Here is a 19487-nt window from a genome sequence, read left to right as displayed (position 1 = left end):
AGAAACATAGGTTTTTATATAAATAAAAGTAAATAAAAAGAAACTAGTTTCTAACACATAGAGCTATGTGCTTTATTCTGAGTGAACCGACTTTTTATAAGCTAATAAAATCTATGTTTCTATGTGTTTAAAAAACAATCTACAAAGTTATTTTATTATAGATTCATAAATTATTTTCTGAATGTCTTCACGAATCTTTTCTTTCGCTAGTTTATTTCCTTCTTCGCCAACTTCCGGATACGTCCTGTTGGATAAAAACACATAAACCGTTTCGTTTTCAGGATCAACCCAAGCCATATTTCCTGTAAAACCAGTATGACCAAAACTTAATTTCGAAGCACATTGACAAGTCGGGCCGTCTTTTCCTAATCTTTTGTCGAAACCTAAACCTCTTTCAACGCCTTGATCGCAATAAAAACAGGTATTAAAAGTATCAAATGTTGCTTCAGAAAAATAACGTTGGCCTCCATAACTTCCTTTTTGAAGAAACAACTGCATCATTTTGGCAACATCCATAGCATTGGAAAAAATTCCCGCGTGTCCTGCAACTCCGCCTTCCATTGCGGCGGCCATATCGTGTACATAACCTTGTATCAATTGATGTCTGAAATAGTTGTCAATTTCGGTTGGAGCGATTACGTTTTTGTCAAATTTCAATAATGGATTATAGGTTGTATAATTCATTCCCAACGAATTGAAAAAGTTCTTCTGGCTTAAATCTTCCAATTTTTCGTGTGTGGCTCTTTCCAAATATTCTTTTAAAATGATAAAAGTAAAATCACTGTATTTGTATTCTTTTTTAAGTGAAATAGGAGAGTCGGCAATAAATTTCATGATCGTGTCATGATAATCATTTCGAATGTAAAGGCTGTCGGCTACTTTAGTTGTGAAATTGTTTTCTGCAATTTTTCGATAGTATTTATCAGAAGGAAACCCCTTGGCATCTAATGTCGATTTGTAAAACGGACTCCACGCAATTAATCCCGCATAATGATTTAAAAGATCTTTAAAAGAAATATCTTTTTTGTTTGATTTAGCAAACATTGGAAGCATGGTTCCTAATTTGGTGTCTAACTCAACTTTATTTTTATCGTATAACTGCATTATGTTTGGAAGCGTGGAAATCATTTTTGAAATCGAAGCAACGTCGTATAAATCAGTATTCGAAACTTTTACTTTTTTGTCATAAGTTTGATATCCGTAAGATTTCTGAAAAACGACACTGCCTTTTCTTGCGACTAAAACCTGTATTCCAGGAGCCATTTTTCCGTCAATTGCTTTTTTAGCGATTGCGTCTATTTTGTCAAGAATTGCCGAATTCATCCCGACATTTTCTGGTGTTTCAAAACCTAAACGATCGATTTTTTCGGTATCGATTCCATCATTTACTTTAAAATTATCGTTGATTGAAACGGGTAATTTTCCTTTGGCACTTTTTGCTCCAAATAAAATTTCGGCAGAAACAATCTGAGAAATCGTTGAGTTTTGGTACGAAACCATCAATCCTTCAATAGCATCAAAATTTTTGATAGAAAGAAGCGAATACGGTTTTGCAAAAACGTCTAGAATTACTTTATTATTTTCGGCAATTTTATTTAGAAAAAACAATTCATTTGAAGAGAAATCTTGTTTTTCCCAAGCCTTATTCACTTTGTGATAACTTAAAATAACTAAATCGTATTTCTTTAATTGTTTGTTTAAAGAATCAATGTTGGTATTTGAAACTTCTGTTATTTCAGTATATTTTTTTAAGGTTGAAACAAAAGCACTGTTGACATCTTCTCCCAGTTTTACGTAAGCAATTTTCTGATTCAGATTTTTAATTGGAAGAATGTCTTTTCTATTTTTTAAAACGGTAGCCGCATTTTCAAACAAATTGTATTGAAGCGCATCTTTATCTGGGCTGGTTAAATCTTTTTGCAGATTTTTTAAATCAACAGGTTTGTATTTATTTAAACCTGCTTTGAATTTGTAATGCAGAATTTTTTTAACGGAATGAGCTAAACGTTCTTCGGTAATCTGGCCATTTGCATAAAAGACTTTTAATTTTTCTAAAGCGGCGGGAACATCATCCGGACAAAGGAAAATATCATTTCCTGCCTGTAAAACAGCCAATTCCAAATCGCCGACAGGTTTAAAATTACTGGCGCCTTTCATGCCTAAACCATCTGTAAAAATAAGTCCTTCGAAACCTAATTGTTTCTGAAGAAGTTCGGTAACAACATTATAAGAAGCAGAAGACGGAACATTTTCTTTTGGTTCTAAACTCGGAATATTAAGATGCGCCACCATGACAGAAGCCAGACCTTCGTCAAAAAGCTGTTTATAAGGATATATTTCCACTTCATCCAAATGTTCTTTCGTAAAAGAAACGATTGGAAGTGCTTTATGAGAATCGACTGCCGTATCGCCGTGACCCGGAAAATGTTTCCCTGTACACAAAACACCTTGACTTTGAATACCTTTCATAATTGCCGAAGCACGATTGGCAACATTGGTTTTGCTTTCGCCAAAAGAACGATTTCCGATAATGGGATTCAGCGGATTGGTATTAATATCTAAAACTGGTGCAAAGTTGAAATGAATGCCCATTCTTTTGCATTCGCTTCCCATTTGTCTTCCAACTTTTTCAATAAGATTTAAATCCTGAATCGCGCCCAAAGTCATGTTCCAAGGATAAGCGTAAGTAGAATCTAAACGCATGCTTAATCCCCATTCGGCATCAAGTCCTATAAACAGCGGCACTTTTGCTTTTGACTGATAGATGTTGGTTAATTTCGCTTGACGAACCGGCCCGCCTTGAAAGAAAATAATACCGCCTATTTTATATTTTGAAACAAGTTCTTTTACTTTATTAACATGTACAGAATCTTTGTTAGAATAAGCATTTGCAAAAAATAATTGACCTAGTTTTTCGTCCAGCGTCATTTGGCTGTAAATACTGTCTGCCCAACGATTTTCAGCATTACAATCGGGAACAAAAGGTTTTTTTTCTGATTTGCTTTTGGGTACGTAAACTTCTTTATTTTCTGTCGAAATAGGTTCATTAGTTTCAACGGCAGTTTTAGTCTTTTTTGAAACGCCGCAATTGACAATTAAAAAAAGAACAGCTGTAAATAAACCTATTTTTATAATAGCATTTTTCATGTAATCATTTTTTGAGAATTCAGATCAATTCTGAATTGCTTTATTTTGGCTTTTAGAAAGAGATTTTTTCTTCTGTTCGCTTACTGGTTAAATAAATTCCGATATAAGTGAATAATCCGTTGATGATAATTAATTCGTTATCAAAAGTATATCCGAATAATTGTGCTGAATTTTCACTTAAGAAATACGTGAATATTGGAGAAATAAGACAGATAATCGGAATTAGTCTGTCGTTTACTAATCTTGATTTTTGTAATAATCCAAAAGCGTATAATCCTAATAAAGGGCCGTAAGTGTAAGATGCAGCTCTGAAAATTAGTGCCACAACAGAAGCGTCATTAAAGGAATTTAAGACAATAATTACCAGAAAAAGCAATATTGAAAAAGCGAAATGCACCCAATGTCTTATTGTTACATTTTTGTGATTATCTAGATTTTCAGATTTATCCATTCCAAGGAAATCGACACAAAATGAAGTTGTCAAAGCGGTTAAAGCCGAGTCGGTTGTTGCAAAAGTAGCCGCGATAATTCCTAAAAGGAAAACAAAAGCCGGAACGATTGACAAATGATTTAAAGCAATTTCTGGAAAAAGTAAATCGGTTCTTGGTTTTCCTGTTGCTAAATCTAATGGAATTTGAACATTATTTTTTGCAGCGTAGATGTATAATAAAGCACCTAAACTCAAGAAAATAATATTGATTAAAACAAAAATTCCTGTAAACGTAAACATGTTTTTTTGTGCTTCGCCGATGTTTTTACAGCTTAAATTTTTCTGCATTAAATCTTGATCGAGCCCAACCATTGCAATAGTAACAAACATTCCTCCTAAAATCTGCTTTACAAAGTGGTACTTGCTCGTAAAGAAATCATCAAAGAAAAATATTTTAGAATAATTACTTTTCTGAATGGTTGAAACCGACTCAAGAACAGTCAGGTTAAGACTGTCACAAACAAAATAAATGGTTATAAACACGGAACTAACTAAAAAAAACGTCTGTAAAGTATCGGTAATAATAATCGTTTTTAGACCGCTTCTAAAAGTGTATAAAAAGATAAGCGCCAAAGCTAAAAGTACCGTTACCGGAAATGGAATATGAAAATCGTTGAAGACATATCGCTGTAAAACGATAACCACCAAATACAATCTAAAAGCAGAGCTAATGGTTCTGCTGACCAAGAAAATCGAAGCTGCCGTTTTGTAACTTCTAATTCCCATTCTTTGTTCGATATAACTATAAATCGAAGTCAGATTCATTCTGTAATAGAGTGGCAGCAGGACTTTTGCAATAATGATAAAACCAATTGCGTTTCCTAAAACAAACTGAAAATATTTGAACTGTTCTCCATTTGGCGAACCGACTTCTCCAGGAACCGAAATAAAGGTAACTCCTGAAAGTGCTGTTCCAATCATACCAAAAGCAACTAGATACCATTTGGAATTTTTATTTGCTTTGAAAAAAGAATCATTGTCTTGTCCTTTTTTACTGATTACATTTGAAATAAAGAGTAAAAGGCCAAAATAAACAAAGATAAAAATGAGAATTGTAGTAGAAGACATTTTGGTTTTGGTTTAGTTTTTAGTTTATTTTTTGCTGTTATGATCTAACAAAACAGCGCGTACACTTTTATGTTTTTGCAGTAATTCTTCGGCTAAATCATATTCAATTCCCAATTCTTCCATAATCATTTTTATGCCTCGTTTTACTAGTTTTTCATTAGACAACTGCATGTCAACCATCTTGTTGCCTTTTACTTTTCCAAGTTTAATCATTACTGAAGTCGAAATCATGTTCAAAGTCAGTTTTTGAGCTGTTCCTGCTTTCATTCTTGTACTTCCGGTTAGGAATTCTGGCCCAACGATTACTTCAATTGGAAAGTCAGCTTCCTGCGCTATAAGTCCGTTGCTGATGCATGAAATGCTTCCTGTTTTAATATTATGTTCTTTAGCTTTTTTCAAAGCACCTAAAACATAAGGTGTATTTCCAGAAGCAGCAATCCCGATAATAAAATCCAAACTTGAAATTTCAAATTTAGCTAAATCTTTCCAAGCTTGTTCGGTATCGTCTTCTGCATTTTCAACCGCTTTTCGAATCGCAGTGTCGCCGCCGGCAATAATTCCGATAATCATATCATGTGGTACACCAAAAGTTGGCGGACATTCAGAAGCATCTAAAATTCCGATACGCCCAGAAGTTCCAGCTCCAATATAAAATAATCTACCGCCTAACTGCATTTTCTTGACGATTGCTTTAACCAGTTTTTCAATTTTAGGAATCTGCCCTTCGATAATTTCTGGTACTTTTCGATCTTCTGTATTGATGTTGGTCAACAGCTCTTTCACTGTCATTTGATCTAAATCTTTGTATAAAGATTCTTGTTCGGTTTCAGGATTTTTATTCTTCATTTTTTTCTTTTTTGGTTGAGAAATGACAGATTTTGTTGGGATCTTTCATTTCGATAATTTATATAGGAAATCTCTATTTTATTAAAAAATAGTCAGTTTTGGGTTTTTTGGCGGGGAATGAAAAGTTATATTTAGTAAAGTAAATACGGTTTTCTCATGATTTGAAAAGCTTCTAAATCTTTTTTCCAGCTTGCACGAATTTCTTTTTCTGAAACACCCGTTTCAATTTGCTGTTGTAATTTTTTTGTTCCAGCCAGTTTGGTAAAAAAGGCATTAAAAAATTTAGATTTGTCTGCGGTATTTTGATAGGCTTTTAAGAGCCATTTTAATTCTAATTGTTTGAGTCTTGGGTATGAAGTTAAATCTTCGCCAAAACATTCTTTTCCGTTATAAAGAGGATCTTTGGCTCCAAAATTGGGTTTCGGCGTAAAGCTGAAATTGGTTTTGGTTAAATAAGGAGAACCGTAAATTTGAAATTGCTTTTCTGTTCCACGCCCCATGCTTACATTAGTTCCTTCAAAAAGGCATAAACTGGCGTATAGATTAATAGACTGATCGTTTGGTAAATTTGGAGAGGGTTTTACTAATAAGCTGTATTCCATTGTACGTTTATAATTGGAGCATGGAATTACAGTTAGTTTACATTGAACACCATCTTTAAGCCATTTTTGTCCATTAATCATTTGACCGTATTCTCCAATTGTCATTCCGTGAAGGAGTGGAATAGGGTGCATGCCGACAAAACTGGTAAATTCTTTTTCTAAAAGCGGGCCATCAACAATACTTCCATTCGGATTTGGTCTGTCCAAAATTAGAAGCGGGACATTGTTTTCGGCGCAAGCCTCCATTACATAATGCAAAGAAGAAATATAGGTGTAAAAACGAGCACCAACATCCTGGAGATCAAAAATCATAATATCGATCCCGTTTAATTGTTGAGGTTTTGGTTTTTTATTGTCTCCGTAAAGAGAAATGATGGATAATCCTGTTTTTGGATCTTTTCCGTCAACAACATGTTCTCCTGCATCGGCAGTTCCTCTAAAACCGTGTTCTGGTGCGAAGATGGTTTGAATGGCAATTTTTTTCTCCAGTAAAAAATCAACTAAATGGGTTTTGTTAGATAAAATCCCCGTTTGATTAGTTACAATTCCTATTTTTTTGTCTTTTAAAAGCGGTAAATATTTCTCGTAATTATCTGCTCCAGTTTTTATTGCTGGAGGATTAATTTCTGATGTGCCGTAGTTTACAGCTGTTGAGAACGAATTAGAATACAAAGACGTAATAAACAGAGAACTTAAAATAAAGACACTTTTTGAGATGAATTTTATCATTTTAATTACAATTAATAGTTAGGCAAAAATTGACTAATAAAATTAAGCTATTATTTGATTGGTTGTTGTTTTGATTGATGATGAGAAATGATGATCTGAAATTTCAGATTGAGGCTTTTAACTTCTTTCTTTTGTCAATTGATTATACACTGAAAAAGAGTGTTTAAATACTGCCTCTGGTTAGATTGCTTCCAGAGGCAGTTTTTATAATGAAGGGCAAATAATCTATTTAGTGTTTTGGATTACCAGCCTGGGTTTTGTTTTAATTCGATACCTTCTGCAGCATATAGATTAATGTCATTTGTTGGGATCGCACTTAGATAATTTTTTGGCGAAACAAACAGTCTAGACACACCTGCAGCATAAGGAATTACATATCCTTGTGCGTTTACTTTAGTTTTAGTATTTCCTCCTATCAAAGCAGGTATTCTAGCTCCTAAAACAACATCAGGATTGGCATTAGTATCTAAATAATCTCCTTTTTTCCAACGCATAAGATCTTCTTTTCTCATTGTCGTCCAAGCCATAAATTCGATTCTGCGTTCACGACGAATCTCCCATATAATTGGATTAACAATTCCTGAAAGTTGTTCTAATGCAGTTGTTCTTTGCGGGTCGTTTATTTGTACTCCACTTGCAGTCGCATTTGTACCATCTGTAGTCAAAGTAGCGATTCCTGCACGTGTACGAACTTTGTTTAGTGATAAATCAAGATCAACATTAGTAATTGTTCCTAATTCTGCACAGGCTTCAGCATAATTTAAATAAACTTCACTTAGCGTAAAAACTGGAGCGTCAATTTGATTTTGCCCAATTGTTGAAACGTCTGTACCTGTTGTCGCAGGGTTGTTGTACAGTTGAAATACATAACCTGTGATAGAGGTTAAACCATTATACGGTTTATCAGAGTAAGCATAATCTGCTGTACTGAAAGCTTTAGCAAACCTTGGGTCTCTGTTGGCAAAAGTATTAGCAATAGTATTGTCACCTAAAAATTGAGCATTTCCAGCTTGCTTGATAGGAAGTCCATTTGTAGTTACATAACTTTCTGCAGCAAATTTTGTCAACCCGTTTTGAACTGTAGAGGTATTAGTATAGGCTTGCACTGAATTTCCTAAAACACCTTTAATGTATCTTTTGGTTAAAATTACCTCAGTATTATTCATTAACTCAACAGAGTTGTAAAGTGCTTTCCAATCTGCATTTAGTTTGAAAGAATTATTATTCATTACCGCTAAAGAAGCTTCTTTTGCTTTTTGAAGATAAGTATTTCCGTTCTGTCCTAAATTGTATTTTCTGTAAGTACCTTCGCTCAAACATACTCGGCTTAATAATGCATAAGCGGTATATTTATTTACCGTAACATTGCTATCATCAACATTTAATAACATTGGAATTGCTTCTTCCAAATCTTTGATAACATTGTCTATTACTTCAGATCTCGACAAAGCCGGTTTGTAAACATTAGGATCACTTTGAGCTAGATACTTATCTGTATACGGCACATCGCCAAACTGCTGTGCTAAACGAAAATAAGTATGAGCTCTAAAAAACTTTGCAACACCTATGTAGTGATTTTTCTTCGTTTGATCCATAGGTACATTTGGCACTCTTTCTAACATAAGATTACAACGGCGAACCAAAGTGTAATATTCGTTCCAGTTTGCATTAGTTGCATTTGGAGCCGTTAGGAAATTAGTGAAAACGTTCATAGCCAAGTTATCATCTATCAATCCTGTAGACGATGCGTGAAAGTAAAAATCAGCTGTAGTACCAGCATTATTTCCGTATCCATTAAACGTATTATAGTTTAACCAAGAAAACGTTTTTACGTTATTTTCTGAAGTCCAAAAGTTTGCATCTGTAAATACATCTTCTGGCGGTGTATCCAAAAAATCTGAACAGCTAACAGTCAAACTTGCAAAAGTAAGTAAGGCAACTGAAAGTTTTATCCTTGAATTTATTATTAATTTTTTCATCTTAATTAAATTTTAATTTTTTAATACATTTTTTAAAATGCAAGTTGTATACCTACTGACCACGTTTTAGAATAAGGGAAAGTTCTTCCCCATACTGCTTCAGTTTCGTTAATTTCAGGATCTACAGGTAATTTACTGCTTTTCCAAGTAGCTAAGTTGAAACCTGAAACATAAGGTCTGATTTTATCAAATCCAGCTTTTTGAGAAAGGCTTTTTGGAAAAGTATATCCAAGAGTCATAGATTTTAATCTTAAATAAGACATGTCTAATAAATAACGTGATTGCGCAACAAAATTGTTTGATCCAGGTGCATAAGCTCCAAAAGCATTCGTAGCATGTCCAGGATATGGATTAGGGAAATACGCATCTGTATTTTCCGGTGTCCAGTAATCATTCATACTTGCATACATAGCATCTGTTCTGTTGTAGAATGGTAAAACTAAGTCTGAAGTTGTCCAGAATTCACGTTTACCAACACCTTGAAAGAAAGCATCAATATCGAATCCATATAAAGCACCACCTAAACGAACTCCATATTGGTAGCGAGGCGTAGTGTTTCCAATAACTTTTAAATCTCCTGGTTTAAGAGCTGTTCCATCTCCTCTTGAGATCACTCCGTCTCCGTCTAAATCTTTATACATTACATCTCCTGCACCGTATCTAAAAGCACCAGTTCTTACGTTTTTATAATCAACACCATTTACTATTAGTCCTGTTGCATCAATTTGATCTGTTGACTGAATTAATCGGTCTGTTTCTAATCCCCAGATTTCACCTAATTTTTGACCTGCATAGAAAGAACCTAAAAGTTTAGAAGAGTTGTTCCATTCCGTTACTTCTGTAGTATTATCAGAAAGAGTAAGATCTGCATAAACGTTTATGTCTTTGTTTATTTGCTTATTAAAGTTCAGTGCAAGTTCCCAACCTCTTGTTCTTAAGTTTCCTGAGTTTGTGTTAGCAGCAGTCTGGCCAAATGAACCTGGAAGTGTTTTTCCTGGAGCTAACATTCCTTTGGTATCACGTTGATAATAATCAAATGTTAAACCTAACATATTAAAGATACGAATATCAATACCAATATCCTGAGTAGTTACCTTTTCCCAAGTTAAATTCGGGTCAACATTTGAAGGCTGATTAACAGTAGGATTAACTGTCGTACCGCTACCTATCCAATAAGGATTAGGGTTAGTAGTAACGTTAGTCATAACTGGTAAAAAGGCATTGTTAGCGATATTTTGATTTCCGATTGAACCAACAGAACCACGGATTTTCAAATCATTTAACCAGCCTCTTGTTCCTTCCATGAAACTTTCTTCAGAAATTCTATATCCAACAGAAGCAGAAGGGAAGAATCCCCATTGCTCATTGCTAGGGAATTTTGAAGAGCCATCATAACGTCCGTTTATTTCCACTAAATATTTTCCTTTGTAATCGTAATTTACACGCGCAAAAAATCCTGCAATTGCATATCTTGATAAGCCTGGATTTAAAGTGGTATTAGCAACAAGAGGTGAAGTAAATTGATCACCAATTGCTAAATTAAACTCTGGTTTGTTTTTGTCCAAAAGTGTATTTCTACGAGCGTAGGTTCTCTCAAAATCATACCATTCTGAGTTTAAACCACCTAATACTTTAAAGTTATGGTTTTCTCCTAATGTTTTAGTGTAATTTGCATAAAAATTGGCTACATTTCTTGTAAAAGATGATTTGGATTGCGCAACAAAATCATTAGCCACTTCCATTGAAGTCGGTTTTCCTGAAACTAAGTCAGCTGCACCTGTCCAAAAGTCCCAAAGAGGCACTTGCCCACCGTTCATTTTTAGACTTGAAAAATTAGTATTAAAACTATATTCTCCAATGATATTAAAGTCTTTTGTGACTTGAGCAGTAAGTTTTCCGCTTATCCTCATATCATTAGACTTGCTTTCATTTTGAGATGCATTTGCCATATAACCTGGCGCGTGTCTAAAGTAAGTGCCATTATAAGTACCATATGGGAAATAAGAACCCCAACGCATATAGTAACCAAAATAACCGTTACCAGCAGTATCAATACCATTGTTATAGTAGTTAAAAGGAGAATCATATTCCTGGAAGGTTCCTAATACTTTGAAATCTCCTGTAAGCCAGCTTGCTAACTCTGTTGTTAGACCAAGATTAAGATTGAATCTTTGGTTGGTTTCGTTGTTAATTTTCATTACACCTTCCTGATTAGCAAGACCTAACGAAACAATAAAGGAACTTTTTTCACTCAGAGAACCTTGTGCTGATAAATTGTGAAGTGTTTGTACCGCATTCTTTTTTAACATTTCATCATGCGGATTCCAAATTCTGTAGAAATATTCTTTTCCTCCAATAATATCAAAATCTTCTCCTAAGATCATGTTTTTATCATTAGGATTTCTAGTTGCAGCGTATTTTTCTTTCCAGTTAATAATACCAGGCAATAATGTTTTATAGTTCATACCAAAAGATTCTGGATTTGCATTACCAGCTCTGGCTTGTGCCTCAATCATTGCAGGAAGCTCAACTGTTGGATCATTAAATTGAACTAAAGAAATAGGATTACTCCATCCTGTATTGTTGCTGTAAGCGAATCTCACTTTGCCTTTAGCATTTTTACCACTTTTAGTAGTAATTAGTATTACTCCAAATGCAGCACGAGCACCATAAATAGAAGCAGAAGCAGCATCTTTAAGTACAGACATCGATTCTACGTCTTCTGCATTTAGCATTGATAAATCGCCCGGAACACCATCAACTAAAATAAGTGGAGATCCTGAAGCTTCTCCATTTACAATTGTTCCCATACCACGAATATTAACGCTTGATTGTTTACCTAAGTTTCCTGAGTTATTAGTGATATTAAGTCCCGGAGTAGTTCCTTGCAAACCTTTTGTAATGTCAGTAACGGGAATACTTCCTAAAGCTTTTTTAACATCTACTTTTGCAACTGCTCCAGTAAGATTTGCTTTTTTCTGAGAAGCAAAACCTACAACAACAACTTCATCTAGTTTTGAAGTACTTGGAGAAAGGTCAATGTTTACTTTTTGTTGCCCTTCAATTTTTACAGCTATGGTTTCAAAACCCATATAACTGAAGCTAAGGCTTCGTCCTGGAGCTATACTGATACTGTAGTTACCGTCAAAATCAGTAGTAGTTCCATTAGAGGTTCCCTGAATCATTACGCTGACACCAGGTATGGGGAATCCGTCTGCTTTGTTTTTTACTGTTCCAGTGATTGTTTTTGTTTGCCCAAAAGTTGCTTGAATGAACAAAACCAACAATGAAATAAGAAATAGTTTTTTCATGATTACTTGGTTTTTTTAATGGTTGTTGAGCAAATATATTTATTTATTGCATACAAATGCATTTTTATTGTTAATATTTTTTTAAAATCTTCTAAATAACGCAAAATAATGCATTTTTTGAGTGTGTAATTTTTCTTGTTTTATTTTTTGAGTTAAAACATGCAAACTATTGCAGTAATTCGGCTTGCTTTTATATTTCAATAAAATTATTTGATATATTTGCCTGAATTTAAACTTTTAATAATATGCTGAAAGCCGAAAGACATAAATATATCATGACTAAACTTGTTGAAGAACAGAAAGTTGTCACAACTGATTTGGCTTTGGCTTTAGATTTGTCTGAGGATACCATTAGAAGAGATTTAAACGAACTGGATAGTAAAAAGCTGTTAGAGAAGGTTTATGGTGGTGCTGTACAGGTAACAGAAAAATCTGCAGACGTTTTTAATATTACAATATCAGACGAAGAAGAAAAAATAAAGATTGTTACAAAAGCACTGTCTCTACTTCGTGATGATCAGGTTATTATTATGAGTGGAGGAAGCACTAATTTGGTTTTTGCAAAGTTAATTCCGGCCGATTTAAAAGCGACAATTTATACTTACAGTCTTCCGATAGCAATGCAATTGTCACAACATCCTAATATTGATTTGATCTTTATTGGAGGGAAAATGCAGAAAAATGCAATGGTAACAATTGGCATGGATGTAATTCAGGTAGTGTCAAAAATTAAAGCTGATATTTGTTTTATAGGTGCCAGCAGTATTAATGTAAAACAAGGATTGACAGAGATTGGCTATGAAATCTCAATTGTGAAAAAAGCTATGATAGAAGCTTCTGATAGAGTAGTTTCTATGTTTTCATCTGATAAATTGAATACCAAAATGCCTCATGTGGTTTGCGATTTAAAGCAATTGGATACCATTGTGACTAATCTTGATCCTGAAGATGCCAGTCTTGAAGAATATAGAAAATCGGGCGTTTTTATATTATAAGAAAGGAGTATTATATAATTATTACTGCATGTTTTTGCGTTATTTTCGTTTTATTTTGTTAAATAATGCAAAATAATGTATTCTGTTTGTTTTTTGTATATATTTGTTAAAACTATTTTCTAACAAAACCAATATGATATGAAAAACTATTCCTCCACCCCAAATAGACTTCAAAAAAGTGAGGAAGCTTTATTTCGAAATAAGTGTAATTTAAAAGTACTTTATACCTTATTCTTAATTTTTTTGTTTTTTTCTGTAAAAGCGGCGACAGTTGATACTATTCAGGTTTATAGTCCTTCAATGAATAAGAATATTAAAAGCTGTATTATAGTTCCAGATAGTTATAAAAAAAGCGATAAAAAATTCCCTGTAGTTTATCTGCTTCACGGATATAGCGGAAATTATGGTTCTTGGGCAAAAGATTTCAAAGAGCTTAAAAGTCAGGTGGATCAATATAATTTTATTGTAGTTGGTGTAGACGGGAATTACTCAAGCAGGTATTTTGACAGTCCAATCGATCCTAATTTTAAGTATGAAACTTATATTATAAAAGAATTAGTGCCTTATATAGACAAAAAATACAAGACTCTTGCCAATCGTGAAAATAGAGCAATTTCAGGTTTAAGCATGGGCGGACATGGTGCTTTGTATTTGTCTTTCAAACATCAGGATGTATTTGGTGCTGCAGGAAGTATGAGTGGCGGAGTAGATTTTAGACCATTTCCTAATAACTGGGATATTAAAAAACGTCTTGGCGCTATCACGGAGTTTCCTGAGAATTGGGATAAAAATACCGTTACCAATATGCTTGATTTGGTAAAAGACAATAATTTAAAGTTGATTATAGATTGTGGGGTTGATGATTTTTTCATGGAAGTAAACAGACAGCTTCATGCTAAAATGCTAACCTTAAAAATAAATCACGATTACATAGAACGCCCTGGAAAACATGATCTTATGTATTGGGAAAACTCTTTAAAGTTTCAGTTGCTGTTCTTTAATAATTTTTTCAAAGACAATATAAAAAACTAGATAAGTAAGTGTGTATTGCGATTTTACCCATAAAAAAAGTAATGCATAAATTTTGGTTGGTTACCTAATCCTAACAGGTTTTCAAAACCTGTTAGGTATTTCTCAATAAATTAGAATAGCCAAAGATTAAAAGTATTTAAGATTTTTTTTGCATAAAACCGAGCGATAGTGAATTACTGAAGCAAATCCCCAAGAATTAAATCTGCTGAATCTGCAATCCCTATAGCTATCGGGAGCGTGAGAAAAAAGCACATAGACATATATCGTAGAGATGCACTGCAGTTCATCTAACACAATGTAATTACAACATAATTTAAATGAAGTTTTAATAAATAAAAAAAACATCTATGAAAAATCTATTTTCAAGAATATTATTGCTGTTTATAATAGTTTCCGGTTTTTCTCAAAATCCTGAAAAATCAGAAAATATTAAGTTTATACAGCTTACCGATCTGCATGTTTCAGTAGGAAATGATAATGATTTTTTACTGCAGAATATCGTAAAAGAAATCAATAATTCTGATTTTGAATTTGCAATTGTAACGGGAGATTTAACCAATCGTGGTGCAGATGATGAATTAAAACAAGTTCATTCCATACTTTCTCAGCTCAAAATACCTTATTATGTAATTTCAGGAAACCATGAAACGAACTGGAGTGAAAGCGCTGGATTAACTTATAAAAAAATATTTGGCGAGGATCGGTTTGTGTTTTCAAAAGGAGATTATGTTTTTATCGGATTTCCATGCGGGCCTTACATGAAAATGGGCGACGGATTTGTGAAACACGAAGATGTGCTTTGGCTGGATAAAACCTTAAAAGAAAATCTTAAAAACAGCACTAAAAAAGTGCTGAATTTTGCTCATTATCCGTTAGATAACAGCGTCAGCAATTACAAAGAAGTACTTTCGGTTTTAGCAAAATATCCAACTGTTGCCACTTTTTGCGGTCATGGACATACCTTAAGAAAATATGATTTCTCTGGTTTGAGCGGTATAATGGGAACTTCTATCACTTCGCTTGACGGCAAAACAAAAAGTTATAATCAGGTAATTATCAGCAAAGATAGTATCAGTATCTATCAAAAAGAAATAGATAAACCGGGAGTTTTTAGATTTTCGGTTCCGTCAAAACCTTCTAAAATTACAATCCCGAAAGATAGCTTGGCAATGCAATCTCCTTTTATAAAAGATATTGCTTCTATTTACAGTCTTCCGGCATTTGATAAAAAGAACCTTTATTTTACGAATTCTATTGGAGAAATAAAATCGGTAAATTTGAAAAACAAAAGTGTGAACTGGAAAACCGAAACTGGCAATTCGATTTATTTTTCGCCCATCATTGTAAAAAATAATTTAGTTATTGGTACTATTGAAGGAAATCTGAAAGGTTTTTATACACAATCAGGAAAAGAAAGATGGACAATTCCTGTTGGTGGTGTCTTGGTAGGTTCGCCAATTGCAGAAAACAATAAAATTTATACAGCTAGTTCAACAGCGTTTATTTGTGTAGATGCTGTGACTGGTAAAGTAATCTGGCAGAATAATTTGCCAGCATCTTATTCGCAAGGAGTACCTTTAATACAAGGCGATAAAATAATTTTTGGAGTTTGGGATTCGTACGTGTATTGCTTGGGCAAAAACACTGGAAAACTAATCTGGAAATGGAATAATGGAAATGATAAGCAGATTCTGTATTCGGCTGGAAATGTCAATATGGTTGCAACAAAAAGCCGACTTTATTTTGTTACGCCACAGCGCTTCTTAACTATCTTAGATCTTGAAACGGGTAAAACACTTTTGAGAACTCAGAAATGGAAAATCAGAGAGTCTATGGGTAAAAGCCAAGACGGTAAATGGTTTTATGGCAAAACAATGGATGGAGAACTGATAAGAGTACCATTGAACGATACTATTGAACTAACAGAAGAAAATCTAATTGCGCAAAGTAAAGTTCTGGATCTAAAATTAGGATACGAGCACAATCCTGCAGGAATAGTAGAAAATAAAAATAAAATTTATATTGGAAGCCGAAAAGGAGAAGTGATAATCGTCGATGCAGCTAAATTTGAAATCATCAAACAAATTAATCTGGGAAGTTCAAGTGTAAACGGATTTACAGTTGATGATAAAGGACAAGTTTGGGTTTCACTAATTGAAGGCGGAATCTTTTTGTTGGAATAATTTTTTAAGAGTTTTTTTCTAGCCAACAAATTTTCTCGCAAAGTCGTAGAGTCACCAAGTTTTTTTTCTTTCATAAACTTTAAGTAATACTTTGCGACTCCGCGACTTTGCGAGATTAAAAAGAAATCTTTGCGAACCTTGCGTAAAACTTAGCGAACTTAGCGGTTAAATTATTAAACAAGAACTAGCTAATCAAAATATAACCTTATGAAAAACCTAAAATTCATAATCCTAATACTGCTCTGTCAAACGAAACTTTTCAGTCAAGAATCGCCAAAAAGAGAAATGCGTGCAGCGTGGATTTCTACCGTAGATAATATCGACTGGCCATCAAAACCAGGTTTGTCAGACAAACAGATGAAAGCTGAAATGATTTCTATTTTAGATAATTTGCGATCTAATAATTTAAACACCGTAATTTTTCAAATCCGACCAACGGCTGATGCATATTACAAATCAACAAAAGAACCAGCATCGCATTGGATAACCGGAACTCAAGGTGTTGCTCCGGGATTTGATCCGTTGCAGATGATGATTGATGAAGCAGGAAAAAGAGGAATGAATGTTCATGTTTGGCTGAATCCGTATCGTGTACAAAAAGACACTGTAAAAGATGTATTGACTAAATCTCATTTATATTTTAAGAAACCAGAATTATTTTTAACCTACGGAAAATCAAGATATTTTAATCCGGGTTACAAAGAAACCAGAGATTTTGTGTCTTCTGTAGTAGGCGAAATTGTTCGAAATTATGATATTCAGGCCGTTCACATGGACGATTATTTTTATCCGTATAAGATAGAAGGACAAGAATTTCCAGATGAAAAAGCTTTCGCTAAAGAACCGCGGCAGTTTAAAGACAAAGATGATTGGCGAAGAGATAATGTTGATTTAATCATCAAGCAAATCAGAGATACTATTATTGCCAATAAACCAGAAGTTGAATTTGGAATTTCGCCTTTCGGTGTATGGCGTAATATTGTGAAAGATTCTCAAGGTTCCAACACTAAGGCAGGAGCAACTAATTACGACGATTTATATGCCGACATTTTAAAATGGCAAAAAGAAAACTGGATCGATTATGTAACACCACAATTGTACTGGCATATTGGTTTCGACAGAGCTAATTTTGAAGTTTTGGCAAAATGGTGGGCAGAACACAAATATGGAGCAAATGTTTATGTGGGTCATGGCGATTATAAGATTTCAAATACCGCAAAAGAGCCAGAATGGAGAAGTCCAGATCAAATTGTAAAGCAGATAGAAATGATTCGCAAAATGCCGTTAATAGACGGTTCGATGCATTTTACAGCAAACTCATTCTTCAAAAAAGGCGATACGTTAAGAAATGCTCTTGTTGAAAAACAATATAAATATATTGCTTTAACTCCTGAAGCAAATAGGATTACAAGAATAAAACCAAATACGCCAACCAATGCGGTAATTGCTAAAAAAGGCGATACAGCAGTTTTAACCTGGAAAGCCGAAATGTACGATAAGAAATATGTGATTTATAGATTTCCAAAAGGGAAAATTACAGATTTCTCCAATTCGGCAAATATTTATTACGTGACTGCGCTTACAAAATTGGAAGTTCCAAATCCCGATTTAGAGAATTATGTTTATGCTGTTTCAGCTTTAAGTCAGACCCAGACAGAAAGTATTCCAGTAGAATTTACAACAAAATAAAAATGTAATAATGGAAAATAGAACATTTAAAATTGTATTCGCTTTTTTGATTTTTTTTGGAATCAGCAGTTATGCCCAGAAAAATTCCAAAAAATCTTTTGATGTAAAACGAAATGAAGTTTATATCGATTCAATGATGACCAACGCGCTGGAAAAAGGATTCTTTCCTGGAGCTCAGGTTATGATGGGAAACAAGGATGCTGTTTTTATTTCGAAAAATTATGGTTTTCAGGATTATTCAAAAAAACAAGTGGTGAAAAATGAGGATGTTTACGATCTGGCTTCGATGTCTAAAGTTTTAGGCGCAACGTTAGTAACCATGCGTTTGGTGGGCGAGGATAAAATAAAATTGACGGACAGAGTAGGCGATGCAGTGCCTTTTTTTAAAAACACTCCAATTGCCGATTTAACACTTTTTGAGTTATTAACACATACTTCAGGATTAAAAGCCAGCATTACTTTTTACCAAAGTCTGCTTTCAACACCTGATGGAGCTCCGCTTTTGAGTGATAAAAAATCCGCAGAATATCCGGAATTGTTTGATACCATGTATGTAAACAAGAATATAATTTACGATGCCAATTATCTTTCGTTTACACCAAAAGAAAATTGGATTCAGATTTATAAAAATATGTGGCTGAATCCTGAATTTCACAAAACAGTTTATGATCAGATTGCTAATGCAAATGTTAATCCGCGAGGAAAATACGTTTACAGCGATTTGAATTTACTTTTGGTAAAGGAAATGATCGAAGCCAAAACAGGAAAAAAACTCGATCAATTGACTAATGAAATTTACACAGAATTGGGTATTTCTAAAATTGGATACAATCCTTTAAAATGGACAGCTATTGAAAATGTAATGCCGACAGAATTGGATAATTTCTTTAGAAAAGACACTATTAGAGGCTATGTTCACGATGAAGCCGCTGCGATTTTTGGAGGTGTTTCCGGAAATGCAGGTTTGTTTGCCAATGCTCAATCCATTGCTGTTATCTGTCAAATGTTATTAAATGATGGGAAATTTCAAGGGAAACAAATTCTGAATGCGAAGGTGGTAAAAGAATTTATACAATCGCCTTTAGCAAAAGGCGGCATCTATCGCGGACTTGGTTTCGATAAACGAAAACCAGATGAATTTTTCAAAGCAGATGATTTTGGTCACACGGGTTTCACAGGAACTTTTTTCTTTATGAACCCAGACAATAACAGATTTCTCATTGTTCTAACCAATCGCGTAAATCCAACAAGAACCAACAGATTAATGTACAAGGATGATTTTATGGCAAAAATCTGGAAGCAGATTAATAAGTAAAAGTTTTTTTTGCCACGAATTCACGAATTAATTTGAAAATCTGTACGTGAAAATAATTTTGAATTACACCAATTTATTTGAAATAATTCGTGAATTCATGG

At 33.9% G+C, this 19487-nt stretch carries 11 protein-coding genes; 5 read left to right on the top strand and 6 right to left on the bottom strand.

All coding sequences use genetic code 11. The annotated features are described in order from the left end of the window. Positions 1 to 147: 147 nt before the first annotated feature. The 6 genes from GSY47_RS14910 to GSY47_RS14885 all read right to left on the bottom strand — a co-directional run bounded on the left by GSY47_RS14910 (position 148) and on the right by GSY47_RS14885 (position 12172). Positions 148 to 3147 (bottom strand): glycoside hydrolase family 3 N-terminal domain-containing protein, encoded by a 3000-nt coding sequence (locus tag GSY47_RS14910; RefSeq protein ID WP_179006726.1) that lies wholly within the window; start codon positions 3145 to 3147, stop codon positions 148 to 150. Positions 3148 to 3199: 52 nt separating this feature from the next. Further along, complete coding sequence (locus GSY47_RS14905; RefSeq protein WP_179006728.1) at positions 3200 to 4705, bottom strand: sodium:solute symporter; 1506 nt, start codon at positions 4703 to 4705, stop codon at positions 3200 to 3202. Between the two features lie 24 nt (positions 4706 to 4729). Beyond that, on the bottom strand, positions 4730 to 5551 hold the full coding sequence (gene murQ, locus GSY47_RS14900; protein WP_179006730.1) for an N-acetylmuramic acid 6-phosphate etherase: 822 nt from the start codon (positions 5549 to 5551) through the stop codon (positions 4730 to 4732). Positions 5552 to 5682: 131 nt separating this feature from the next. Further along, a complete protein-coding gene (locus GSY47_RS14895) occupies positions 5683 to 6882 on the bottom strand; it encodes an exo-beta-N-acetylmuramidase NamZ family protein (RefSeq protein WP_179006732.1) in 1200 nt (399 codons plus the stop codon). Between the two features lie 242 nt (positions 6883 to 7124). Then, positions 7125 to 8861, bottom strand: coding sequence for a RagB/SusD family nutrient uptake outer membrane protein (locus GSY47_RS14890; RefSeq protein ID WP_219071443.1), 1737 nt, complete (start codon positions 8859 to 8861; stop codon positions 7125 to 7127). Between the two features lie 32 nt (positions 8862 to 8893). Then, positions 8894 to 12172: a SusC/RagA family TonB-linked outer membrane protein gene (locus tag GSY47_RS14885; RefSeq protein WP_179006737.1), complete on the bottom strand. Its 3279-nt coding sequence runs from the start codon at positions 12170 to 12172 to the stop codon at positions 8894 to 8896. Positions 12173 to 12417: 245 nt separating this feature from the next. Between GSY47_RS14885 and GSY47_RS14880 the strand changes: the two genes are divergently transcribed. The 5 genes from GSY47_RS14880 to GSY47_RS14860 all read left to right on the top strand — a co-directional run bounded on the left by GSY47_RS14880 (position 12418) and on the right by GSY47_RS14860 (position 19386). Beyond that, the gene (locus GSY47_RS14880; RefSeq protein ID WP_179006739.1) at positions 12418 to 13167 is read left to right on the top strand and encodes a DeoR/GlpR family DNA-binding transcription regulator; all 750 of its coding nucleotides are present in this window, start codon (positions 12418 to 12420) and stop codon (positions 13165 to 13167) included. Positions 13168 to 13305: 138 nt separating this feature from the next. Beyond that, a complete protein-coding gene (locus GSY47_RS14875; protein ID WP_219071442.1) occupies positions 13306 to 14199 on the top strand; it encodes an alpha/beta hydrolase in 894 nt (297 codons plus the stop codon). A gap of 347 nt (positions 14200 to 14546) precedes the next feature. Then, a complete protein-coding gene (locus GSY47_RS14870; protein WP_179006743.1) occupies positions 14547 to 16382 on the top strand; it encodes an outer membrane protein assembly factor BamB family protein in 1836 nt (611 codons plus the stop codon). Positions 16383 to 16589: 207 nt separating this feature from the next. After that, complete coding sequence (locus GSY47_RS14865) at positions 16590 to 18071, top strand: glycoside hydrolase family 10 protein (RefSeq protein ID WP_179006745.1); 1482 nt, start codon at positions 16590 to 16592, stop codon at positions 18069 to 18071. 10 nt (positions 18072 to 18081) lie between these two features. Then, positions 18082 to 19386, top strand: a complete 1305-nt coding sequence (locus GSY47_RS14860; protein ID WP_179006748.1) for a serine hydrolase domain-containing protein — start codon at positions 18082 to 18084, stop codon at positions 19384 to 19386. Positions 19387 to 19487: the final 101 nt, after the last annotated feature.

Source organism: Flavobacterium quisquiliarum (genome assembly GCF_019308285.1).
GTDB lineage: Bacteria > Bacteroidota > Bacteroidia > Flavobacteriales > Flavobacteriaceae > Flavobacterium > Flavobacterium quisquiliarum.
The sequence above is the reverse complement of the archived record's forward strand: the minus strand, read 5'-3'. Positions and strand labels throughout refer to the sequence as shown.